Genomic DNA, 16,968 nt, shown 5'->3' with positions numbered 1-16,968 from the left:
CAAGCGCGTCACGGAGAGAGCAAATGGGCTTGAAACATGCACTCGCGCTTGCGAGCCTGATGCTGGCCTGCGCGTCATCGATGGCCGCGAGCCTCGTGATCAATGTCGGGGGCGACCGCTCCCTCACGACCGAGCAGCTGCTCGCGCGTCCCGACGTCGCAACGATCCGCGTTCCGAACGACGTCACCTTTCGCGGCACGATGACGTACCGCGCGGTGCCTTTGCGCGCGCTGCTCGCCATCACGCAATTGCCCGCCGACAAGGAGCTTCAGATCACCGCCGCCGATGGCTTCGTCACGCATCTGCCGTCGAATCTCCTCTTCGGCGATGGAAAGAAGCGCGCGGAACCGTGGCTCGCGATCGAATCGCCGGACGAGCCGTGGCCGCGCGTGCCGGGCAGCGGCGATATCGGTCCGTTCTATGTCGTGTGGATCGATCCGGCCTTGTCGGGTGTGACGAACGAGCAATGGCCCTTCAAGGTCGATGCGATCCGCATCGCGCCGACGCTCACCGCGCGCTGGCCGCAAATCGCGGCCGACCAGAGCGTGCCCGCCGCTTCGCCCGTTCGCCGCGGTCAGACCGTGTTCGCGACGCAGTGCATGGTTTGCCACAAGATGAATGGGGCCGGCGATGCGTCGATGGGCCCGGATCTGAATCTCCCGCACAACCCGACCGAATATTTCCAACCGTGGGTGCTGAAGTCGTTCATCCGCAATCCGAGGTCGATCCGCGCGTGGCAGGACATGAAAATGCCGGGCTTCGACCGGAACGCCATCAGCGACACCGACGTCGACGCGGTCATCGCCTATCTCGGCTACATGGCGAAACGCCGGAAGTAAGTACGGCTCTACGGGAAATCCCCACGTTTCATCGCGCGAACATTGCATACAATGTTTCCGTCAACCGCCTGAAACGGGGCAGCAGTGCCGCATAGCCAGAGCGCTTTGCATACAATTCCGTCCGAACCGGCGCGTTCGGCGGACGACGTCTACATCGCCATCAAGGACGCGCTGGCCGGCGGCCAGTACGGCGCGGGCCAGTACTTGCGCGAGGAGCAGCTCGCCAAAAGCCTCGGCGTGAGCCGCACGCCGGTGCGCGAAGCCTTGCGCCGGCTCGATGCCGAGGGCTGGGTCGAAACGCGCCCTAACTACGGCGTACGCGTGAAGGCCTGGACCTTGCAGGACGCGCGCGAGATCTTCGAGGCGCGGCTTCTGATCGAGCCCTATCTCGCCGGGCGCGCGGCGCTGTCGATCGGCGCGCCGGACATCGCGCGCCTGAAGACGCTCGCCGCTGCGATGCTCGCAATCACGCAGCGTCCGTCGACACCCGAATCCTGCGAAGCGTGGTTCGTCGCGAACGGCGAATTCCACGCGATCATCACGGCCGCCGCGAACAACGCGCGCCTCGACCGCTCGCTCAAGTCGATGAAGGAGACGCCGCTCATCAAGTGGACCTTCGACACCTATAGCGACGACGACCGCGAGCGCAGCGCGCGCCAGCATCTCGAAATCGTTCTTGCGCTCGAACAGCGCAACGCCGCGTGGGCGGAAGCCGCCACGCGCTGCCACATTCTCGCCGCCGAAAAGGCGGTGCTCGATCGCCACGACAGGGAGCATCCCGCCTCCGCCTGAGTCGCGGCGCTTCGGGCAGCAACGGCATTACGAACCGTCATTGGACAGTCGCGCGAGCGACGCTGGAGACACGATATGCTGAGCACGGATGGCACGACCATAAGCACCGTAAGCGCCGGTCCGCGACTGGACCGGCTGCCCATCTCCGGCTTTCACAAGCGCGTGCTGTGGCTGATCGGCGCGGGCATGTTCCTCGATTCGTTCGACATCTATCTCGCGGGCGGCGTGCTCGGCGCGCTCGCCAAGACCGGCTGGTCGACGATGCATCTGAACGCCGCGTTCCTCTCGTCGACGTTCGTCGGCATGTTGATCGGCGCGTTCACGGCAGGCGTGCTCGGCGACGCGAAAGGCCGCAAATTCACGTATCAGTTCAATCTCGCCGTATTCGGCCTCGCGTCGATCGCGGGCGCGTTCGCGCCGAACATGACGTGGCTCATCGTGTGCCGCTTCTTCATGGGCCTCGGGCTGGGCGCGGAGATCGTCGTGGGCTATGGATCGGTCGGCGAATTCATGCCGCCCGCCGTGCGCGGCAAGTGGTCGGCGTATCTGTCGCTCATCACGAACTCGGCGCTGTTCTTCTCGACGTTCCTCGGCTATCTCATCATCCCGACGATCGGCTGGCGCGCAATGTTCGCGATCGTCGGGATCGGCGCGATGATCGTGTGGATCATCCGCAAGAAGATGCCCGAATCGCCGCGCTGGCTCGAATCCAAAGGCCGCTACGACGAAGCCGAAGCGATCCTGCGCGCCGCCGAAGAAGAATCCGCCCGCCGTGCGCCGCTGCCGCCCATCGCCGACGCGCCGCGCACGGTGACGAAGAAAACCACGCTGCTCGAACTTTTCGCGCCCGCACAGCTTCGCCGCATGTTCGTATCGATCATCGTGCAGGTCTCGATCAACATGGTGATCTACGGCTTCATCGTATGGGTGCCGACGTTCCTGATGAAGCAAGGCATCGGCATGGCGTCGTCGCTCGGCTATTCGACGCTGATGTCGCTCGGCGGACCTGCGGGCGCGCTCGTCGGCGTGCTGATCGCAGACAGGATCGGGCGCAAGAACGGGCTCATCGCGGTGTCGGCGCTCGCGGCGGTGATCGGCTGGCTCTACGGGCATTCGACGGGGGTCGAAACGGCGACGCTGCTCGGCTTCCTGCTCTTCACGCTCACCTATCTGATGGTCGCGCTCGGCATCGCGACCTACATTCCCGAGCTCTTCGCCACCGAGAACCGCATGCGCGCGAACGGCATCGCGGGCTGCGCAGGGCGCATCACGGGTATTTTCGCGCCGCAGCTCGTCGTCGTGATGTACGCAACAGGCGGCGTGAAGGACGTGCTGTCGATGATCATCGGCGCGCTCGTCGTCATGGCCGTCGTGCTCGCGGTGTTCGGCATCGAGACGAATCGCCGCTCGCTGGAAGACATCGCGCCTTCGCCCGACACCGGCGAAGCGCTCGCGACGTCATCGCTCTCGCACGAATCACAACGTTGAATCCTTCACTTCGCACACACGGGACACCTCATGAGCGTTTCACATGAAAGCAAGCGTCAGGCGTTGAAAGCGCGGTTCGCGCGCAAGGAGATCGTCACCGCGCCCGGCATCTTCGACATGATCTCCGCGAAGATGGCCGACTCGATGGGCTTCGATTGCCTCTACATGACGGGACTCGGCACGGTCGCGTCCTACCTGGGACTGCCGGATGCGGGGCTCGCCACGTACACCGACATGCTCGATCGCGTCGCGGCGTTTTGCGGCGGCACGAAGACGCCGATGATCTGCGATGGCGACACGGGCTACGGCGGTCTGCTCAACGTCGCGCATACGGTGCGTGGTTACGAACAGGCGGGAGCGGCGGGCATTCAGCTCGAAGATCAGGAATTTCCCAAGAAATGCGGCCACACGCCGGGGCGGCGCGTGATCGCGCCCGAGGAGATGGTGCGCAAGATCAAGGTCGCGGTGGAAAGCCGCGGAGACAGCAATTTCCAGATCGTCGCGAGAACCGATGCCCGTACGTCACTCGGCCTCGACGAAGCGCTGCGGCGCGGCGAGGCTTATGCGAAGGCCGGCGCGGATGTGCTGTTCATCGAATCGCCGGAAAGCGTGGCGGAACTGGAGACGATCGGGCGCACGTTCGACATGCCGCTGCTCGTCAACGTGGTCGAAGGTGGAAGGACGCCGCAGCTTGCGCCGGAAGAATTGCAGAAGCTCGGCTTTTCGCTGGCGATCTATCCGGCTTCGGGTTTTCTCTCCGTCGCGAAGGCGCTCAAGGACGTGTACGGCGAGATTCTCGCCCGCAAAGGCACCGAAGGCGCTTCCGGTGCGATGTATCCGTTCCCGGAGATGTGCGAGCTGATGGGCTTCCCGGAAGTCTGGGCGTTCGATCGGGCGCATGCGGACTGACCGCTTCGAATGGCCTGCGTTTCGCGCAGTCGAAACTCAAGCCACCGCCGCCACGCAATCGATCTCGATGTCGAAGCCGCCCGGCCACGCCGGAACGTTGATGAAAATGCGTGCGGGAGGGTTCGCTCCGAAGAAGCGCGCGTAGACCGCGTTGACGGTGGGAAACGCATCGACGGACGTGCAATAGACGTTGCACTTCAACACCTGATCCAGCGACGAGCCCGCGGTCTCGACGCACAGCTTCAACTGCTCGAGAACCAGCTCGGTCTGCCGTTCGATGCCTGCATTCGCAACGACTTCTCCCGTCGCCGGATCGAAGGGCGGAAAGCCGGACACGTAGACCGTGTCGCCGTGACGCGTGACGGCCGAGGTCGGCGCCTTGAACCGTTCGAGCCAGGTCGAAAGCGGTTCGACGCGGATGATTTCACGAGCCATGTTCATGGTCTCCCTTGAAATGAGGAACTATGCGCGCTCGTCGAATATTCCGTTGAGATCGTTGCCCGCCGCCGCATCCTTGAATCCATCGAAACGCCCGTCGGCGAGCCCTTGCGCCGCGCGGATGAACCCGCCCCACGCGGCGCGCGCGAGCCCTCCGCCGACGCTCACGCGCCGCACGCCGAACGCGGCGACGTCGCTCAAGGTGAACTCCGATACGCCGCCGATCAACAGATTCACCGGCTTCGGCGCGACCGCCTTCACCACGGCTTCAATCTGCTCGCGCGTCTTGATGCCGGGCGCATAGAGACAATCCGCGCCCGCGTCGGAATAGGCCTTGAGACGCGCGATCGCGTCGTCGAGATCGGGCTTGCCCGCGAAGAAATTCTCCGCGCGGCCGACGAGCAAGGTATCGCCGCCGCTTTCATCGATCGCGCGCCGCGCCGCCTTCATGCGCTCCACGGCGATATCGACCGGAAACAGGGGCGCCGATGCATCGCCGGTCGAATCCTCGATCGACAAGCCCGCGACACCCGTTTCCACCGCGAGCCTCACGCTGTGCGCGACTTCATCCGGCGTCGCGCCGAAGCCGTTTTCGAAGTCCGCGTTCACCGGCAAGCCGGTCGCCTCGACGATCTCGCGCAAATGAGCGAGCACGAGATCACGCGTGACGTGATTGTCCGCCCGGCCTTTGGACCATGCGAAGCCGGAGCTCGTCGTCGCGAGCGCCTTGAAGCCCAGCGTTTCCAGATAGCGCGCGGACCCGACATCCCACGGATTCGGCAACATGAAGCAACCGGATTCGTGCAGCGCACGAAAAGCGGCGCGTTTCCCGGCGACGGTGCGAGGCATGGCGGTCTCCTGTCGATGAACGATCGAGTCAAGCGTAGACGATACGCGATTAGCCGCAAACGCGTGCGTCATCCGAGCGTGCGGATGGAATTGCTGATGCTGCGCGCGCATTCGATCACCGCGGGCGCGAGCCGCTGCTCCGCTTCGGCCAGTGTCCAGCGGCTCGTCGGCGCGACGACGTGCACCGCCGCGACCGGCCGCCGCTCGCCGTCGAGCACGGGCGCGGCGATCGTCATGTCGCCGAGAAACAGTTCCTCGCGATTGGTCGCATAGCCGTTGCGGCGCGCCTTCTCCAGAATCGCTTCGAGCTTGCCGGGGTCCGTCTCCGTGTACTGCGTATGCGCGATGCGCTCGCTGGCATCGATGATCGCGCGTGCTTCATCGACCGGCAGCGCGCTCAGATAGGCGCGACCCGAGGCCGTGCAATACATCGGAATGCGGCTTCCGATGGGCATGTGAATGGGCACGAACTTCATGCAGACGAAACGCGCGACGTAGAGCATCTCGTCGCCGTCGGGCTCGGTGAGATTGCAGGTCTCGCCTGCCACGTTGGTGAGCTCGGAGAGAAACGGATTCGCGACGTCGATTACCGTGTCCGCCGCGAGATAGTTGTAGCCGATCTGCATCACGCGCGGCGTCAGTTGATAGCGCTTCGTGCGCGGATGCTTCCTCACGTAGCCGAGCTTCTCCAGCGTGTAGATCATGCGCTGCGCGCTGCTCTTCGTGATGCCCGCCGCCTCCGCGAGTTCGGGCAGGCTCATCGTGCGCCGCTGCGCGGAAAACGAGCGCAGCACCGCGATGCCCTTCTCCAGCGACTGGTTGAAGAGCGCATCCGCCGTTTCGCCGCCAGTGTCCTCGGTCGGCTCGTCGTTCATGAAAATCCCAATTGTGATTGTCCCCGAATTGAAACTAGCATATCGATATTCGATACGCAAAGTTTGATGTTCGATTTTTTTGACTCGCATATCATGCAGCCATGTGGTCTGCGGTTTCGATTTCAATCATCGGGAGAAAGCCTCATGATTCGAGCACTGAAGCGTATTGCGGCCGGTCTGACCGCCGGATGGATCATCGCAGCGGCGCCCGCCGCGTTCGCCGAAACCACGTACACGGTCGGCTCCACCGCCACCGGCGTGCCGTTCACCTTCCTCGACGTGAAGAGCAACGAGATCCAGGGCCTGCTGGTCGATGCCATCAGCGCAACGGGCAAGGCCGCCGGCTTCGACGTGAAGGTGCAGCAGACCACGTTCTCCGCGCTGATTCCCTCGCTCACGACGAAGAAGATCGACATCATTTCCGCCGCGATGCTCAAGACGCCCGCGCGCGAGCAGGTCGTCGATTTCTCGGACACGGTCTATAGCTACGGCGAAGGCCTCATCGTACGCGCGGACGACAAGGGCAAGTACACGTCGATGGACGATCTGAAGGGCGAAGTCGTGGGCGCACAGGTGGGGACCGCATTCGTCGATGCGCTGAACAAGAAAGGCATCTTCAAGGAAGTGCGCACCTACGACTCCGTCGCGGACATCATGCGCGACGTCGCGCTCGGCCGCATCAAGGCGGGCTTCGGCGATCACCCGATCGTCGCGTATCAGTTGCAGAAGAACCCGAATCCGCAATTGCGCCTGGTCGAAGGCTACAAGCCGGAGGTCACGGGACAAGTGTGCTTCGTCGTCAGAAAGGGCGACAAGGAAACGCTCGACAAGCTCAACGCGGGCATCAGGAAGATCAAGGCCGACGGCGAACTCGCGCAGATCATCAAGAAGTGGCAGGAGGAATGACGCGGCATTGAAGGAAGCACCGTCATGTTCATTCAGAACGCGCTCGACTTCCTGCCGATCCTGCTCAAGGGCGCGGTCGTCACGATCGAGATCACGATCTGCTCGTTCATCCTGAGCACGCTCATCGGGCTCGCGCTCGCGCTGATGCGGGTGTCGGCGAACAAGGCGCTCTCGAATCTCGCGGCGCTCATCGTCAACGTGATTCGCGGGCTGCCGATCATTGTGCAGCTCTTCTACATCTACTTCGTGCTGCCCGATCTCGGCGTGCAATTGAGCGCGTTTCAGGCGGGTTTCATCGGTCTCGGGATCGCGTACAGCGCGTATCAGGCGGAGAACTTTCGCGCGGGCATTCAGGCGATCGATCGCGGGCAGATCGAGGCGGCGCAGTCCATCGGCATGAAGGGCGGGCTCATCATGCGGCGCGTGGTGCTGCCGCAGGCGTTTCGCATCGCGTTGCCGCCCTATGGCAATACGCTCGTGATGATGCTCAAGGACTCGTCGCTCGCCTCGACCATCACCGTCGCTGAAATGACGCGCGCGGGGCAGCTGATCGCGTCGTCGACGTTCCAGAACATGACCGTGTTTACGCTCGTCGCGCTGCTCTATCTCGCGTTGAGCCTGCCGCTCGTCTATGCGCTGCGGGTGCTCGAACGTCGACTCACGCTCAGGAAACGCACGCGAGGCAAGCGATGATCGATATCGACGCCATCCACAAGCGCTTTCACGATCAGGAAGTGTTGAAGGGCGTGAGCCTCAAGGTCGACGCGGGCGAAGTCGTGTGTCTGATCGGTCCTTCGGGATCGGGCAAATCGACGCTGCTTCGCTGCATCAACGGGCTCGAAAGCCATGACGCGGGCACGATCACCGTCGAAGGCGAGCGCGTCGATGCGAAGAGCAAACGCATTCACGAATTGCGCACGCATGTCGGCATGGTGTTTCAACGCTTCAATCTGTTTCCGCATCGCACGGCGCTGGAAAATGTCTGCGAAGGGCCGCTCTACGTGAAAAAGCAGCCGCGCGATGCGGTGCGCGAGCACGCGCGTCAGCTGCTGAAGAAGGTGGGGCTGGCGCATCGCATCGATGCATATCCCGACGAGCTTTCCGGCGGACAGCAGCAACGCGTCGCCATCGCACGCGCGCTCGCGATGGAACCGAAAGCCATGCTTTTCGACGAACCGACGTCCGCGCTCGATCCCGAACTCGTCGGCGAAGTGCTCGGCGTGATGCGCCAGCTCGCGCGCGACGGCATGACGATGATCGTCGTCACGCACGAAATGGGCTTCGCGCGCGAAGTCGCGGACCGCGTGTGCTTTCTTTATGACGGCACCATCTGCGAGGAAGGCCGCGCAGCGGACGTGCTGGAACGGCCGCAGCATCAGCGCACGCGTGACTTCCTTCGGCGAATGCTTGCCAACGGCGGGAGCGCGGACAAATGAACCAGCGTCAAACGACTTCCGCGCTGCCATTGCCGCCGTCGCTGTGGGCCGCGACCGCCGAGCCGCCCGTTCCCGCGCCGCCGCTCGCGGATTCGAAAGCGGTCGATGTCGCGATCGTCGGTGCGGGCTTCACGGGGCTTTCGTGCGCGCTGCATCTCGCGCAAGGCGGCATGTCCGTCTGCGTGATCGATGCGAACGAGCCCGGTTGGGGCGCATCGGGCCGCAACGGCGGACAGGTGATTCCAGGCCTCAAGTACGATCCCGACGAATTGCTTCGACGCTTCGGCAAGGAAGACGGCGAGGCGATCGTGCGGATGGTCGGCGGCGCGGCGGATAACGTGTTCAATCTCATCGAGCGTCATCGCATTTCCTGCGATGCGACGCGCAACGGCTGGATTCAGCCGACGCATTCCGAGAAGCTCATCGGCGTATTGCACGCGCGCGCGCGGCAGTGGCAGGCGCGCGGCGCGCCTGTCGAGTTGCTCGATCGCGCGCAATTGGCGAAGCGGCTCGGCACCCATGCGTATATCGGCGGCTGGATCGATCTGCGCGCGGGCAGCGTGCAGCCGCTCAGCTACGCGCGCGGTCTTGCGCGAGCGGCAATCGCGCACGGCGTCGCGATTCACGGCGCGACGCGCGCGACGAAGCTGGAGGCATCGGAAAGCGGCTGGCGCATCGATACCGCGCACGGGCCGCATATCCATGCGCGGCAGGTACTGCTCGCGACCAACGGCTACACGGACGGATTGTGGCCGCGGCTCGCGCAATCGCTGATCGCGGCGAACAGCTTCATCGTCGCGACCAAGCCGCTGCCTGACGAGATCGGCCAGCACATCTTGCCGGGGCGGGCGGTCGCTTCCGATTCGCGCCGCCTCCTGCTCTACTTTCGACGCGATGCCCACGGCCGCTTTCTGATGGGCGGACGCGGACCGTTTCGCGAGCCGCGCGATGCCGCCGACTGGGCGCATCTCGAACGCGCCGCGCGGCTTCTGTATCCGCAATTGAAAGGCGTCGAGTATGAATATCGCTGGGCAGGCCGCGTCGCCATCACGCGCGATTTTCTGCCGCATGTGCATCTGCCCGCGCCGGGACTGGCCATCGCATTGGGCTACAACGGCCGCGGCGTCGCGATGGCCACCACGTTCGGCAAGCATCTCGCCGCGCATCTCGCGGGCGTCGAGCGCGGCTGGCCCCTGCCGCCTGCTTCCATCGAGCCGATTCCGTTGCATGCGCTGCAGCGGTTCTATATCAGCGCCGGCGTCGCGTGGTATGCGCTGCTCGACGCGTTGTCCTGACCCTTTATCGAATCGCGTTCACTAAGTCTCTCTTAAGCAAGCGCCCACTACGCTTGAGCCTTTACTTTTCCATGAGAGACACCATGGAGCATGCAAAGAAGGCGCTCACCAAAGTTCCGGAAGTGACCCTCGTTTTCTGGATCATCAAGATCGCGGCGACGACGCTCGGCGAAACCGGCGGCGACGCACTCTCGATGTCGATGAATCTCGGCTATCTGATGAGCACGGTCATCTTCGCGGGCGTGTTCGCAGTCGCGGTGATTGCGCAGATCAAGGCGGAACGCTTCAACCCCGCGCTCTACTGGATCACGATCATCGCGACGACGACCGTCGGCACCACGCTCGCCGACTTCGCGGACCGGTCGCTCGGCATCGGCTACGCGGGCGGCAGCGCGATCCTGCTCGTGTCGCTGCTCGCGTCGCTCGCGGTGTGGCATCGCACGATGGGGTCGGTGTCGGTCGCGACCATCGCATCGCCGAAAGCGGAGGCGTTCTACTGGGTCACGATCATGTTCTCGCAGACGCTCGGCACCGCGCTCGGCGACTGGACCGCCGATAACGCGGGCTTCGGCTATACGGGCGCGGCGGTGATCTTCGGCGGGTTGCTCGTGCTGATCGTGATCGCGTACTACTTCACGGAGATCTCGCGCACCTTGCTGTTCTGGAGCGCGTTCATTCTGACGCGGCCGCTTGGCGCCGTAACCGGCGATTTTCTCGACAAGCCCGTCGCGAACGGCGGACTGGCGATGAGCCGCTATGGGGCATCGATCGCGCTCGTGATGTTCATCGTCATATGCGGCTTGCTGTTCAGGCAGCGGCCCGCGCGGGCGGCGCATTGAAGGCCATTGAAAGCAAAGCGGCGACCCCGAAGGGTCGCCGCTCGCTGCCACTTCAACTGCCGTTGCGGCTTACTTCTTCAGATCGAACCGATCGAGATTCATCACCTTGGTCCAGGCCGCGACGAAGTCCTTGACGAACTTCTCCTGCGCATCGGCGCTTGCATAGACCTCGGACAGCGCCCGCAGAACCGAATGCGAGCCGAAGATCAGATCGACGCGGCTGCCCGTCCACTTCCTCTGACCCGTCTTGCGATCGCGCCCTTCGAACACGTCCCGGCGTGACGAAATCGGCTGCCATTCCGTGTTCATGTCGAGCAGGTTGACGAAGAAGTCGTTGGTCAGAGTTTCCGGCCGGTCGGTGAAAACGCCGTGCGCGTTCTTCCCGGCCGAAACATTCAGCGCACGCAATCCGCCGACGAGCGCCGTCATCTCGGGAGCGGTCAGGGTCAGCAGTTGCGCCTTGTCGATCAAAAGCGTCTCGGCCGGAACCCGAATGCCCTCCTTGATGAAGTTGCGGAAGCCGTCGGCGACCGGTTCGAGCGCCGAGACCGAGAGCACGTCCGTCTTCTCCTGCGTGGCGTCCATGCGGCCCGGGGTGAACGGCACGGTCACTTTCTGACCGGCCTTCTCCGCCGCCTGCTCGATGGCCGCGCCGCCCGCCAGCACGATCAGGTCGGCCATCGAAATCCGCTTGCCGCCGGACTGCGCCGCGTTGAACTCGCTCTGGATGCCTTCGAGCGTCTTCAGCACCTTCGCCAGTTGCTCAGGCTCGTTCGCCTGCCAGTCCTTCTGCGGCGCGAGGCGGATGCGCGCGCCGTTGGCGCCGCCGCGCTTGTCGGAACCGCGGAAGGTCGATGCCGACGCCCACGCGGTCGACACGAGATCGGAGATCGGCAGTCCCGACGCCAGCACCTTCTGCTTGAGCGCCGCGACATCCTGCTCACCGACGAGCGGATGATCGACCTCCGGAATCGGATCCTGCCAGAGCAGTTCTTCCTGCGGAACTTCCGGGCCGAGGTAGCGGGCGCGTGGTCCCATGTCGCGGTGCGTCAGCTTGAACCACGCGCGGGCAAACGCGTCGGCGAACTGGTCGGGGTTCTCCCAGAAGCGCTTCGAAATCTTCGCGTATTCCGGATCGAGGCGCAGCGACAGGTCGGTCGTCAGCATCGTCGGCTTCAGCTTCTTCGACGGATCGTACGCATGCGGAACGGTTTCGCCCGAATCCTTCGCGACCCATTGATTCGCGCCCGCCGGGCTCTTGGTCAGTTCCCACTCATGGCCGAACAGGCTCTCCCAGAAGCCGCTGCCCCACTTCGTCGGCGTCGTGGTCCAGGTCACTTCGAGGCCGCTCGTGATCGTGTCCGCGCCCTTGCCGGTGCCGTAGCTGTTCTTCCAGCCGAGGCCCATGTTCTCGATATCGGCGGATTCGGGCTCGGGACCGACATTGTCCGCGGGACCGGCGCCGTGCGTCTTGCCGAACGTATGGCCGCCCGCGATCAGCGCGACGGTTTCCTCGTCGTTCATCGCCATGCGCGCGAAGGTCTCGCGAATGTCATGCGCCGCCGCGAGCGGATCGGGATTGCCGTCCGGGCCTTCCGGATTGACATAGATCAGACCCATCTGCACCGCGCCGAGCGGGTTTTCCAGATTGCGGCCATGGTCGGTGCGGCTGACTTCTTCGCCATGTTTCTCCTCATCGGCGGTGATCACGCCCTGATCTTCGTCGTCGCCGGCGGCGCCCTTGCCGTAGCGGACATCCCCGCCGAGCCAGGTCTTTTCATTGCCCCAGTACACGTCCTGGTCCGGCTCCCACGTATCCTCGCGGCCGCCCGCAAAGCCGAAGGTCTTGAAGCCCATCGTTTCCAGCGCGACGTTGCCGGCCAGGATCATCAGATCGGCCCAGGAAATATTCTGGCCGTATTTCTGCTTGATCGGCCAGAGCAGGCGACGGGCCTTGTCGAGACTGACGTTGTCCGGCCAGCTGTTGACCGGCGCGAAACGCTGCTGGCCACGGCCGCCGCCTCCGCGGCCATCGCCGATGCGGTACGTGCCGGCGCTATGCCACGCCATGCGGATGAAAAGCGGTCCATAGTGGCCGAAGTCGGCGGGCCACCATTCCTGTGAATTGGTCATCAGTGCCGCGAGGTCCTTCTTGACGGCGGCCAGATCGAGGCTCTTGAACGCTTCGGCATAGTCGAAATCGGGTTCCAGAGGATTGGACTTGCTGGAATGCAGGCTCAGCAAGTCGACCCGTAGTTGCCTCGGCCACCAGTCACGGTTCGTCGTGCCGGTACCGGCGGCATGAGTGAACGGGCACTTCGATTCGTTTGACATGCGCTATCTCCTTGCGAGGACGTACCCACTAGTTGTTCTATGACGTCAGATTTCCGTGCTGCATGCACCTTGGTCCGATGAGGGAGGGCGCGGCGCGCGATCGGGCGAGCACGACCCGCCCCGGCAGGCCTTCCGCATCTTAAAAAATACGTGAGAGCGACCATCAATAGAATGCGATTTTTGCAATGCCGCTGATAGGTGACGGCTATAGGCTTGATGCTTTCAGCTTGTTGCAGTGCGGGATCGTGCTCGATGCACCAGCGGTAGTACATCCACGCATTTACGCGCGACGCGCGCGAGTTGGCAGGCTTTTCAGTCTAGCAGCGTCCGGCGAGCTTGGCAGATGAAGTGTACGAGCGTCCCGATCCGCTCCAGCCGACGATGAACCGAACGCCGCGTCAACTCGTCCGTCCGGCGAATGGCGGGCGACGCGGCGGGTGTTGGAGCATTTGGCAACACACCTCTGGCGTTGTCAAAATGTCCAACACGCAAGCGAGTCTCATGACTGCTTGCGTACGTCGTATCGAATGAGTGCGTTCTGCGCTACGACGACGAGCGGAGAAAGGGCGATCACTGTCACTTTGCCGGCGCCGAGACGTCTTACGAATTTTCGTCGGTCGAACCGCTTTATTCAGATTTCCTAACCGACGTACGAATCTGGAACAGATGGAGGCCTTCACCACGCCGCGCCGGCAGATCATCCGCATGATGACGGCGCCGGCCCCATGTCGATCCGCGAGCTCGCGCGGAGTCTCGAGCGCGACGTGAAGGGCGTTCATCGCGATGTCAAGGCGCTACTCGAAGCCGGCTTGCTGGAACACGACGAGAACGGCGCCATCGTGTTCCCATACGACGCCGTGCACGTCGATTTCACGTTGAAAGCGGCGGATCTCGCTCGACCCGCCGTCGCGGAAGCCCAGGCGCTCGAGTCGCCTATCGCCGCAGATTCCGCACGATCGCCGCGCAGCCCGCGTCGACGAGCGGCTCCACGAAAGAGCGAGCCTCGTCCGGCAGGAAATCGCTGATCCACTCGAAGCGGCAACGCTCGCCCTCGGCCGGCGTAATCCGCATCGACGCATGATGATGCTCGAAGCGCCCGCCGACGACCGTATACGCGATGCGCATCCGCTCGTCGTCGACCGCGACGATCCGCTCCTCGACCACACTCCCGTCGGCGAATGTGACGCGGCGCACGCCGCCGTCGAGTTCGACGTCGACGAGCACGCCCGCGAATGCGCGGCCCGCGCCCAACGGATCGCGCAACACGGCCCATGCGTCGGCCGCCGGCATGTCGAGCATGCACTCGCGATACAAGGTCGTCATAGCTGCCTCCTTCCGGTGACGGATCAGCTCCAGTCGTCCATGTCGTGCTTGATGCTGTGGCGATTCGCGATGAGCGTTTCCACGCTCGGCTCGTTGTTCATCGCGCGCTGAATGGCGAGCTTGGTCGCTTCGTAGTTCGTGCGGTACATGTCCTTCTTGTCGAGATTCGCGTCCGTCGCGCAGCGCGGATCGATCCACACGAGGCTGATGATGCACAACGCGTTGGCCTGATCCTTCGGCAGGATGCCTTCGATCAGGCAATCGACCACGGCGTCCGCGGTAGCCGACTGCACCACGCCGCCGAACAGGTCGATGTTCGCCATGTCCTTCAGCGTCACCTTCGGGACAATCATCGTCACGGGCCGGACCATCTGATTGCATGCGCGTATCGCGAACATGGCGGTGTGTCCTTTCGACTGAGCCATCATGTTGGCGAACGCGTGGCCGACCGGCCCGTCGACGCGACCGATCAGAATTTCGGGCATCGCGTCGGTGGCTTGTCCAGGTGCGGCCAGCACGGTTGCTTCGCCTGCGCGAAACGTGAGATCCAGACTCATGGATGCTCTCCTTTCAGGGCTGAACGATGGTTCGAAAGATCGAAGGGACAATCGCACGCAAGGACGATGCCATCCCGCCCGCCACGCCCCGGCGGCACGTTCGGCAAGCAGGCGGAGACACACTGTCCGCACGGCGTGACACAGTGCGCGGGACGGCGTTTTCCCTGTCCTCCCTGTTTCGGGTGGGGGTGTTGGCAGACGCGCGCACTTAACGTGACACGAGCGTGCAGGCCGCGGCGCCTTTGGCGTGGCCGAACCCCTTATCGCCCATCACGGCGCGCCGCACCACGCGCCGCATACTTGAGCCGACCCGAACCATGACCCCTCTCGACGGTTACCGCCCACGCGCGGCGTGGACCATGACGCTGATGCTGACGGCGCTCGCCCTCATCAATTTCCTCGACAAGATCGTGCTCGGCATGGTCGCGGTGCCGCTGATGCGCGAGCTGAACTTGTCGCCTTCGCAATTCGGGCTCGTCGCGGGGAGCTTTTACTGGCTCTTTGCGCTCTCGACCGTGCTGGTCGGTTTTCTTTCCAACCGCGTGCAGACCCGCTGGCTCCTGCTCGGCATGGGCATTCTGTGGGCAATCCTGCAGATGCCCCAGGCGCTGTTCAGCAGCATGGCCGCCTTTCTGTTGAGCCGCGTCGCGCTCGGAGCGGCGGAAGGACCGTACTATCCGGTTTCCGTTCACGCGCTCTACAAATGGTTTCCGGACGAGAAGCGCAACATGCCCGTCGCCCTGCTGAATCAGGGCGCGGCGCTGGGGTTGCTGCTCGCCGGTCTGCTGATCCCCGTTGTGACGCATCACTGGGGATGGCGCATGAACTTCATCATTCTGGGAAGCATCGGCGCGGTGTGGAGCGTGCTGTGGCTGTGCGTCGGCCGGGAAGGGAATCTGACGAGGCATGGTTCCTCGCGGGCCGGCGCGTTCGGAGCGGACTCGGGCGCGGCACGCGTGCCTTATCGCAGACTGCTCACCGATCCGACCATCCTCTCGATCTTCCTCATCGGCTTCTCCGCGTACTGGATGCTCGGCGCCAATACGACCTGGCTGCCAACCTATCTCGAAAGAGCGCTCGGCTTCTCCGGCTTGAGCGCGGGCCGTTGGTTCGCGGTCGTGATCGGCACCGCCGCGCCGGTCAACCTCGGTCTCAGCTGGCTCTCGCAGCGGATGTTGGCGCGCGGCGCGCCGTCGCGGCGGGCCCGAGTGCAACTGGTTTGCCTGGCGGCCACCGGCAGCGCGATCCTGTTCCTGGCGCTCGCCGGGCTCACGCTCGCCCCCCTTCAGAAGATCGCGGTTTTCGCGCTCGCCGGCGCGCTGCCGACCGTGGCCCTCGTCCTCGCTCCCGCGCTGCTTTCCGAAGTGGTGCCGGACAGTCAGCGCGGTGCGCTCATCGCGATCCATACCGCGTTGTCGAGTCTCGGCGCCGCGATCGCACCTGTGCTCGTGGGGCGCATCGTGCAGGCGCACGGCAGCACGAATCCGCACGCATACGAACTTGGCTTCGCCACGAGCGCGACGATACTGATCGTCGCCTCACTCGTCGCGCTGCGCTGGCTGCATCCGGATCGTTCGCTGCGCGAGCCCGCGAGCGCCATCGCGACGACCGCAGGCTGAAACATACCGGCGAAAAAAGAGCGCGATGGCAAGATCATCGCGCTCTTTTCTTTTCAGTGCGTGCTGCGTGATCGACGCGTCAGAAGGTCGAGAGCGTCAAAGCGTTGCGCACCGATTTCACGCCAGGCACACCCTGCGTTACGCGCGCCGCCTGTTCGATCTGCGCTTCCTCGGGCACCCAGCCCTCCAGCAACACCGCGCCGTCGGTCGCGCGTACCGTGATGCCGGTCGCGCGCAATCCCTTCGCCTTGCCGAGCGCTGTCAGGACGCGGCGGCGCAGTGCGCGATCGTCGGCCTTCGACGAGGATTTCCACGCGGGTTTCGACGCTTCCACGGTGGCCGAAGCAGCGCCGCCGTCCTGCGCGCGAGCATGGAACGATACGGAGATCACGAAAGCGCCGAGCGCCAGTTGTGCGATTCGAATGAGGTTCATGGCCTTTTATCGACTTGATTGGAATGAGCGAAGCGC

Annotated in this window: 19 protein-coding genes; 12 read left to right on the top strand and 7 right to left on the bottom strand. The window is 64.0% G+C overall.

Annotated elements, in window-relative coordinates:
- The first annotated feature begins 23 nt into the window (after positions 1–23).
- From AWB83_RS02610 to AWB83_RS02595, 4 genes are all read left to right on the top strand, one after another.
- A complete protein-coding gene (locus AWB83_RS02610; RefSeq protein WP_087042692.1) occupies positions 24–839 on the top strand; it encodes a cytochrome c in 816 nt (271 codons plus the stop codon).
- A gap of 114 nt (positions 840–953) precedes the next feature.
- A complete protein-coding gene (locus tag AWB83_RS02605) occupies positions 954–1,631 on the top strand; it encodes a GntR family transcriptional regulator (protein WP_374729052.1) in 678 nt (225 codons plus the stop codon).
- 75 nt (positions 1,632–1,706) lie between these two features.
- Positions 1,707–3,119, top strand: coding sequence for an MFS transporter (locus AWB83_RS02600; protein WP_087042690.1), 1,413 nt, complete (start codon positions 1,707–1,709; stop codon positions 3,117–3,119).
- A gap of 30 nt (positions 3,120–3,149) precedes the next feature.
- Positions 3,150–4,028, top strand: coding sequence for an isocitrate lyase/PEP mutase family protein (locus AWB83_RS02595; protein ID WP_087042689.1), 879 nt, complete (start codon positions 3,150–3,152; stop codon positions 4,026–4,028).
- Positions 4,029–4,064: 36 nt separating this feature from the next.
- On the opposite strand, the gene AWB83_RS02590 is transcribed toward AWB83_RS02595, so the two are convergent.
- From AWB83_RS02590 to AWB83_RS02580, 3 genes are all read right to left on the bottom strand, one after another.
- On the bottom strand, positions 4,065–4,463 hold the full coding sequence (locus tag AWB83_RS02590; protein ID WP_087042848.1) for a RidA family protein: 399 nt from the start codon (positions 4,461–4,463) through the stop codon (positions 4,065–4,067).
- Between the two features lie 27 nt (positions 4,464–4,490).
- The gene (locus AWB83_RS02585; protein WP_087042688.1) at positions 4,491–5,315 is read right to left on the bottom strand and encodes an isocitrate lyase/PEP mutase family protein; all 825 of its coding nucleotides are present in this window, start codon (positions 5,313–5,315) and stop codon (positions 4,491–4,493) included.
- Positions 5,316–5,383: 68 nt separating this feature from the next.
- Entirely contained in the window at positions 5,384–6,190 is an 807-nt protein-coding gene (locus AWB83_RS02580) for an IclR family transcriptional regulator (RefSeq protein ID WP_087042687.1), read from the bottom strand.
- A 144-nt stretch (positions 6,191–6,334) separates the two neighbouring features.
- On the opposite strand from AWB83_RS02580, the gene AWB83_RS02575 reads away from it, so the two are divergent.
- The 5 genes from AWB83_RS02575 (at position 6,335) to AWB83_RS02555 (ending at position 10,666) form a co-directional block, all read left to right on the top strand.
- On the top strand, positions 6,335–7,096 hold the full coding sequence (locus AWB83_RS02575; protein WP_087042686.1) for an ABC transporter substrate-binding protein: 762 nt from the start codon (positions 6,335–6,337) through the stop codon (positions 7,094–7,096).
- A 24-nt stretch (positions 7,097–7,120) separates the two neighbouring features.
- Positions 7,121–7,789, top strand: a complete 669-nt coding sequence (locus AWB83_RS02570) for an amino acid ABC transporter permease (RefSeq protein ID WP_087042685.1) — start codon at positions 7,121–7,123, stop codon at positions 7,787–7,789.
- Positions 7,786–8,532: an amino acid ABC transporter ATP-binding protein gene (locus AWB83_RS02565; protein WP_087042684.1), complete on the top strand. Its 747-nt coding sequence runs from the start codon at positions 7,786–7,788 to the stop codon at positions 8,530–8,532. The genes AWB83_RS02570 and AWB83_RS02565 overlap by 4 nt, the downstream gene beginning before the upstream one ends.
- Positions 8,529–9,827 carry an NAD(P)/FAD-dependent oxidoreductase gene (locus AWB83_RS02560; protein ID WP_087042683.1) on the top strand — a complete coding sequence of 433 codons (1,299 nt, stop codon included), beginning with the start codon at positions 8,529–8,531 and terminating at the stop codon, positions 9,825–9,827. Before AWB83_RS02565 ends, AWB83_RS02560 begins: the two co-directional genes overlap by 4 nt.
- Before the next feature lie 83 nt (positions 9,828–9,910).
- Positions 9,911–10,666 (top strand): COG4705 family protein, encoded by a 756-nt coding sequence (locus AWB83_RS02555; protein WP_374729045.1) that lies wholly within the window; start codon positions 9,911–9,913, stop codon positions 10,664–10,666.
- Positions 10,667–10,735: 69 nt separating this feature from the next.
- Here the strand turns inward: AWB83_RS02555 and katG are convergent, their stop codons facing one another.
- Complete coding sequence (katG, locus tag AWB83_RS02550) at positions 10,736–13,000, bottom strand: catalase/peroxidase HPI (RefSeq protein ID WP_087042681.1); 2,265 nt, start codon at positions 12,998–13,000, stop codon at positions 10,736–10,738.
- 505 nt (positions 13,001–13,505) lie between these two features.
- Here katG and AWB83_RS37875 point away from each other — a divergent pair.
- Positions 13,506–13,709: a toxin-antitoxin system TumE family protein gene (locus AWB83_RS37875; RefSeq protein WP_510183545.1), complete on the top strand. Its 204-nt coding sequence runs from the start codon at positions 13,506–13,508 to the stop codon at positions 13,707–13,709.
- A 16-nt stretch (positions 13,710–13,725) separates the two neighbouring features.
- Entirely contained in the window at positions 13,726–14,025 is a 300-nt protein-coding gene (locus tag AWB83_RS37815) for an HVO_A0114 family putative DNA-binding protein (RefSeq protein ID WP_445343892.1), read from the top strand.
- Here the strand turns inward: AWB83_RS37815 and AWB83_RS02535 are convergent.
- Positions 13,934–14,323 (bottom strand): SRPBCC family protein, encoded by a 390-nt coding sequence (locus AWB83_RS02535; RefSeq protein WP_087042680.1) that lies wholly within the window; start codon positions 14,321–14,323, stop codon positions 13,934–13,936. The two genes, AWB83_RS37815 and AWB83_RS02535, sit on opposite strands and share 92 nt — an antisense overlap.
- A 23-nt stretch (positions 14,324–14,346) precedes the next feature.
- Positions 14,347–14,880 carry a formaldehyde-activating enzyme gene (gene fae / locus AWB83_RS02530; protein ID WP_087042679.1) on the bottom strand — a complete coding sequence of 178 codons (534 nt, stop codon included), beginning with the start codon at positions 14,878–14,880 and terminating at the stop codon, positions 14,347–14,349.
- A 317-nt stretch (positions 14,881–15,197) separates the two neighbouring features.
- On the opposite strand from fae, the gene AWB83_RS02525 reads away from it, so the two are divergent.
- Entirely contained in the window at positions 15,198–16,499 is a 1,302-nt protein-coding gene (locus tag AWB83_RS02525; RefSeq protein WP_087042678.1) for an MFS transporter, read from the top strand.
- A gap of 79 nt (positions 16,500–16,578) precedes the next feature.
- Here AWB83_RS02525 and AWB83_RS02520 read toward each other — a convergent pair whose 3' ends face one another.
- Positions 16,579–16,932 carry a BON domain-containing protein gene (locus AWB83_RS02520; RefSeq protein ID WP_087042677.1) on the bottom strand — a complete coding sequence of 118 codons (354 nt, stop codon included), beginning with the start codon at positions 16,930–16,932 and terminating at the stop codon, positions 16,579–16,581.
- Between the last annotated feature and the right edge of the window lie 36 nt (positions 16,933–16,968).

The organism is Caballeronia ptereochthonis, from assembly GCF_001545075.1.
Taxonomy (GTDB): domain Bacteria; phylum Pseudomonadota; class Gammaproteobacteria; order Burkholderiales; family Burkholderiaceae; genus Caballeronia; species Caballeronia ptereochthonis.
This window is presented reverse-complemented; position numbering and strand designations above follow the sequence as displayed.

What these genes read in the sequence shown, in the direction of transcription:
- AWB83_RS02610 (WP_087042692.1), top strand. Translation starts at nt 24, where the DNA reads ATGGGCTTGAAACATGCACTCGCGCTTGCGAGCCTGATGCTGGCCTGC.
- AWB83_RS02600 (WP_087042690.1), top strand. Translation starts at nt 1,707, where the DNA reads ATGCTGAGCACGGATGGCACGACCATAAGCACCGTAAGCGCCGGTCCG.
- AWB83_RS02595 (WP_087042689.1), top strand. Translation starts at nt 3,150, where the DNA reads ATGAGCGTTTCACATGAAAGCAAGCGTCAGGCGTTGAAAGCGCGGTTC.
- AWB83_RS02590 (WP_087042848.1), bottom strand. Translation starts at nt 4,463, where the DNA reads ATGGCTCGTGAAATCATCCGCGTCGAACCGCTTTCGACCTGGCTCGAA.
- AWB83_RS02585 (WP_087042688.1), bottom strand. Translation starts at nt 5,315, where the DNA reads ATGCCTCGCACCGTCGCCGGGAAACGCGCCGCTTTTCGTGCGCTGCAC.
- AWB83_RS02580 (WP_087042687.1), bottom strand. Translation starts at nt 6,190, where the DNA reads ATGAACGACGAGCCGACCGAGGACACTGGCGGCGAAACGGCGGATGCG.
- AWB83_RS02575 (WP_087042686.1), top strand. Translation starts at nt 6,335, where the DNA reads ATGATTCGAGCACTGAAGCGTATTGCGGCCGGTCTGACCGCCGGATGG.
- AWB83_RS02570 (WP_087042685.1), top strand. Translation starts at nt 7,121, where the DNA reads ATGTTCATTCAGAACGCGCTCGACTTCCTGCCGATCCTGCTCAAGGGC.
- AWB83_RS02565 (WP_087042684.1), top strand. Translation starts at nt 7,786, where the DNA reads ATGATCGATATCGACGCCATCCACAAGCGCTTTCACGATCAGGAAGTG.
- AWB83_RS02560 (WP_087042683.1), top strand. Translation starts at nt 8,529, where the DNA reads ATGAACCAGCGTCAAACGACTTCCGCGCTGCCATTGCCGCCGTCGCTG.
- AWB83_RS02555 (WP_374729045.1), top strand. Translation starts at nt 9,911, where the DNA reads ATGGAGCATGCAAAGAAGGCGCTCACCAAAGTTCCGGAAGTGACCCTC.
- katG (WP_087042681.1), bottom strand. Translation starts at nt 13,000, where the DNA reads ATGTCAAACGAATCGAAGTGCCCGTTCACTCATGCCGCCGGTACCGGC.
- AWB83_RS37815 (WP_445343892.1), top strand. Translation starts at nt 13,726, where the DNA reads ATGTCGATCCGCGAGCTCGCGCGGAGTCTCGAGCGCGACGTGAAGGGC.
- AWB83_RS02535 (WP_087042680.1), bottom strand. Translation starts at nt 14,323, where the DNA reads ATGACGACCTTGTATCGCGAGTGCATGCTCGACATGCCGGCGGCCGAC.
- fae (WP_087042679.1), bottom strand. Translation starts at nt 14,880, where the DNA reads ATGAGTCTGGATCTCACGTTTCGCGCAGGCGAAGCAACCGTGCTGGCC.
- AWB83_RS02525 (WP_087042678.1), top strand. Translation starts at nt 15,198, where the DNA reads ATGACCCCTCTCGACGGTTACCGCCCACGCGCGGCGTGGACCATGACG.
- AWB83_RS02520 (WP_087042677.1), bottom strand. Translation starts at nt 16,932, where the DNA reads ATGAACCTCATTCGAATCGCACAACTGGCGCTCGGCGCTTTCGTGATC.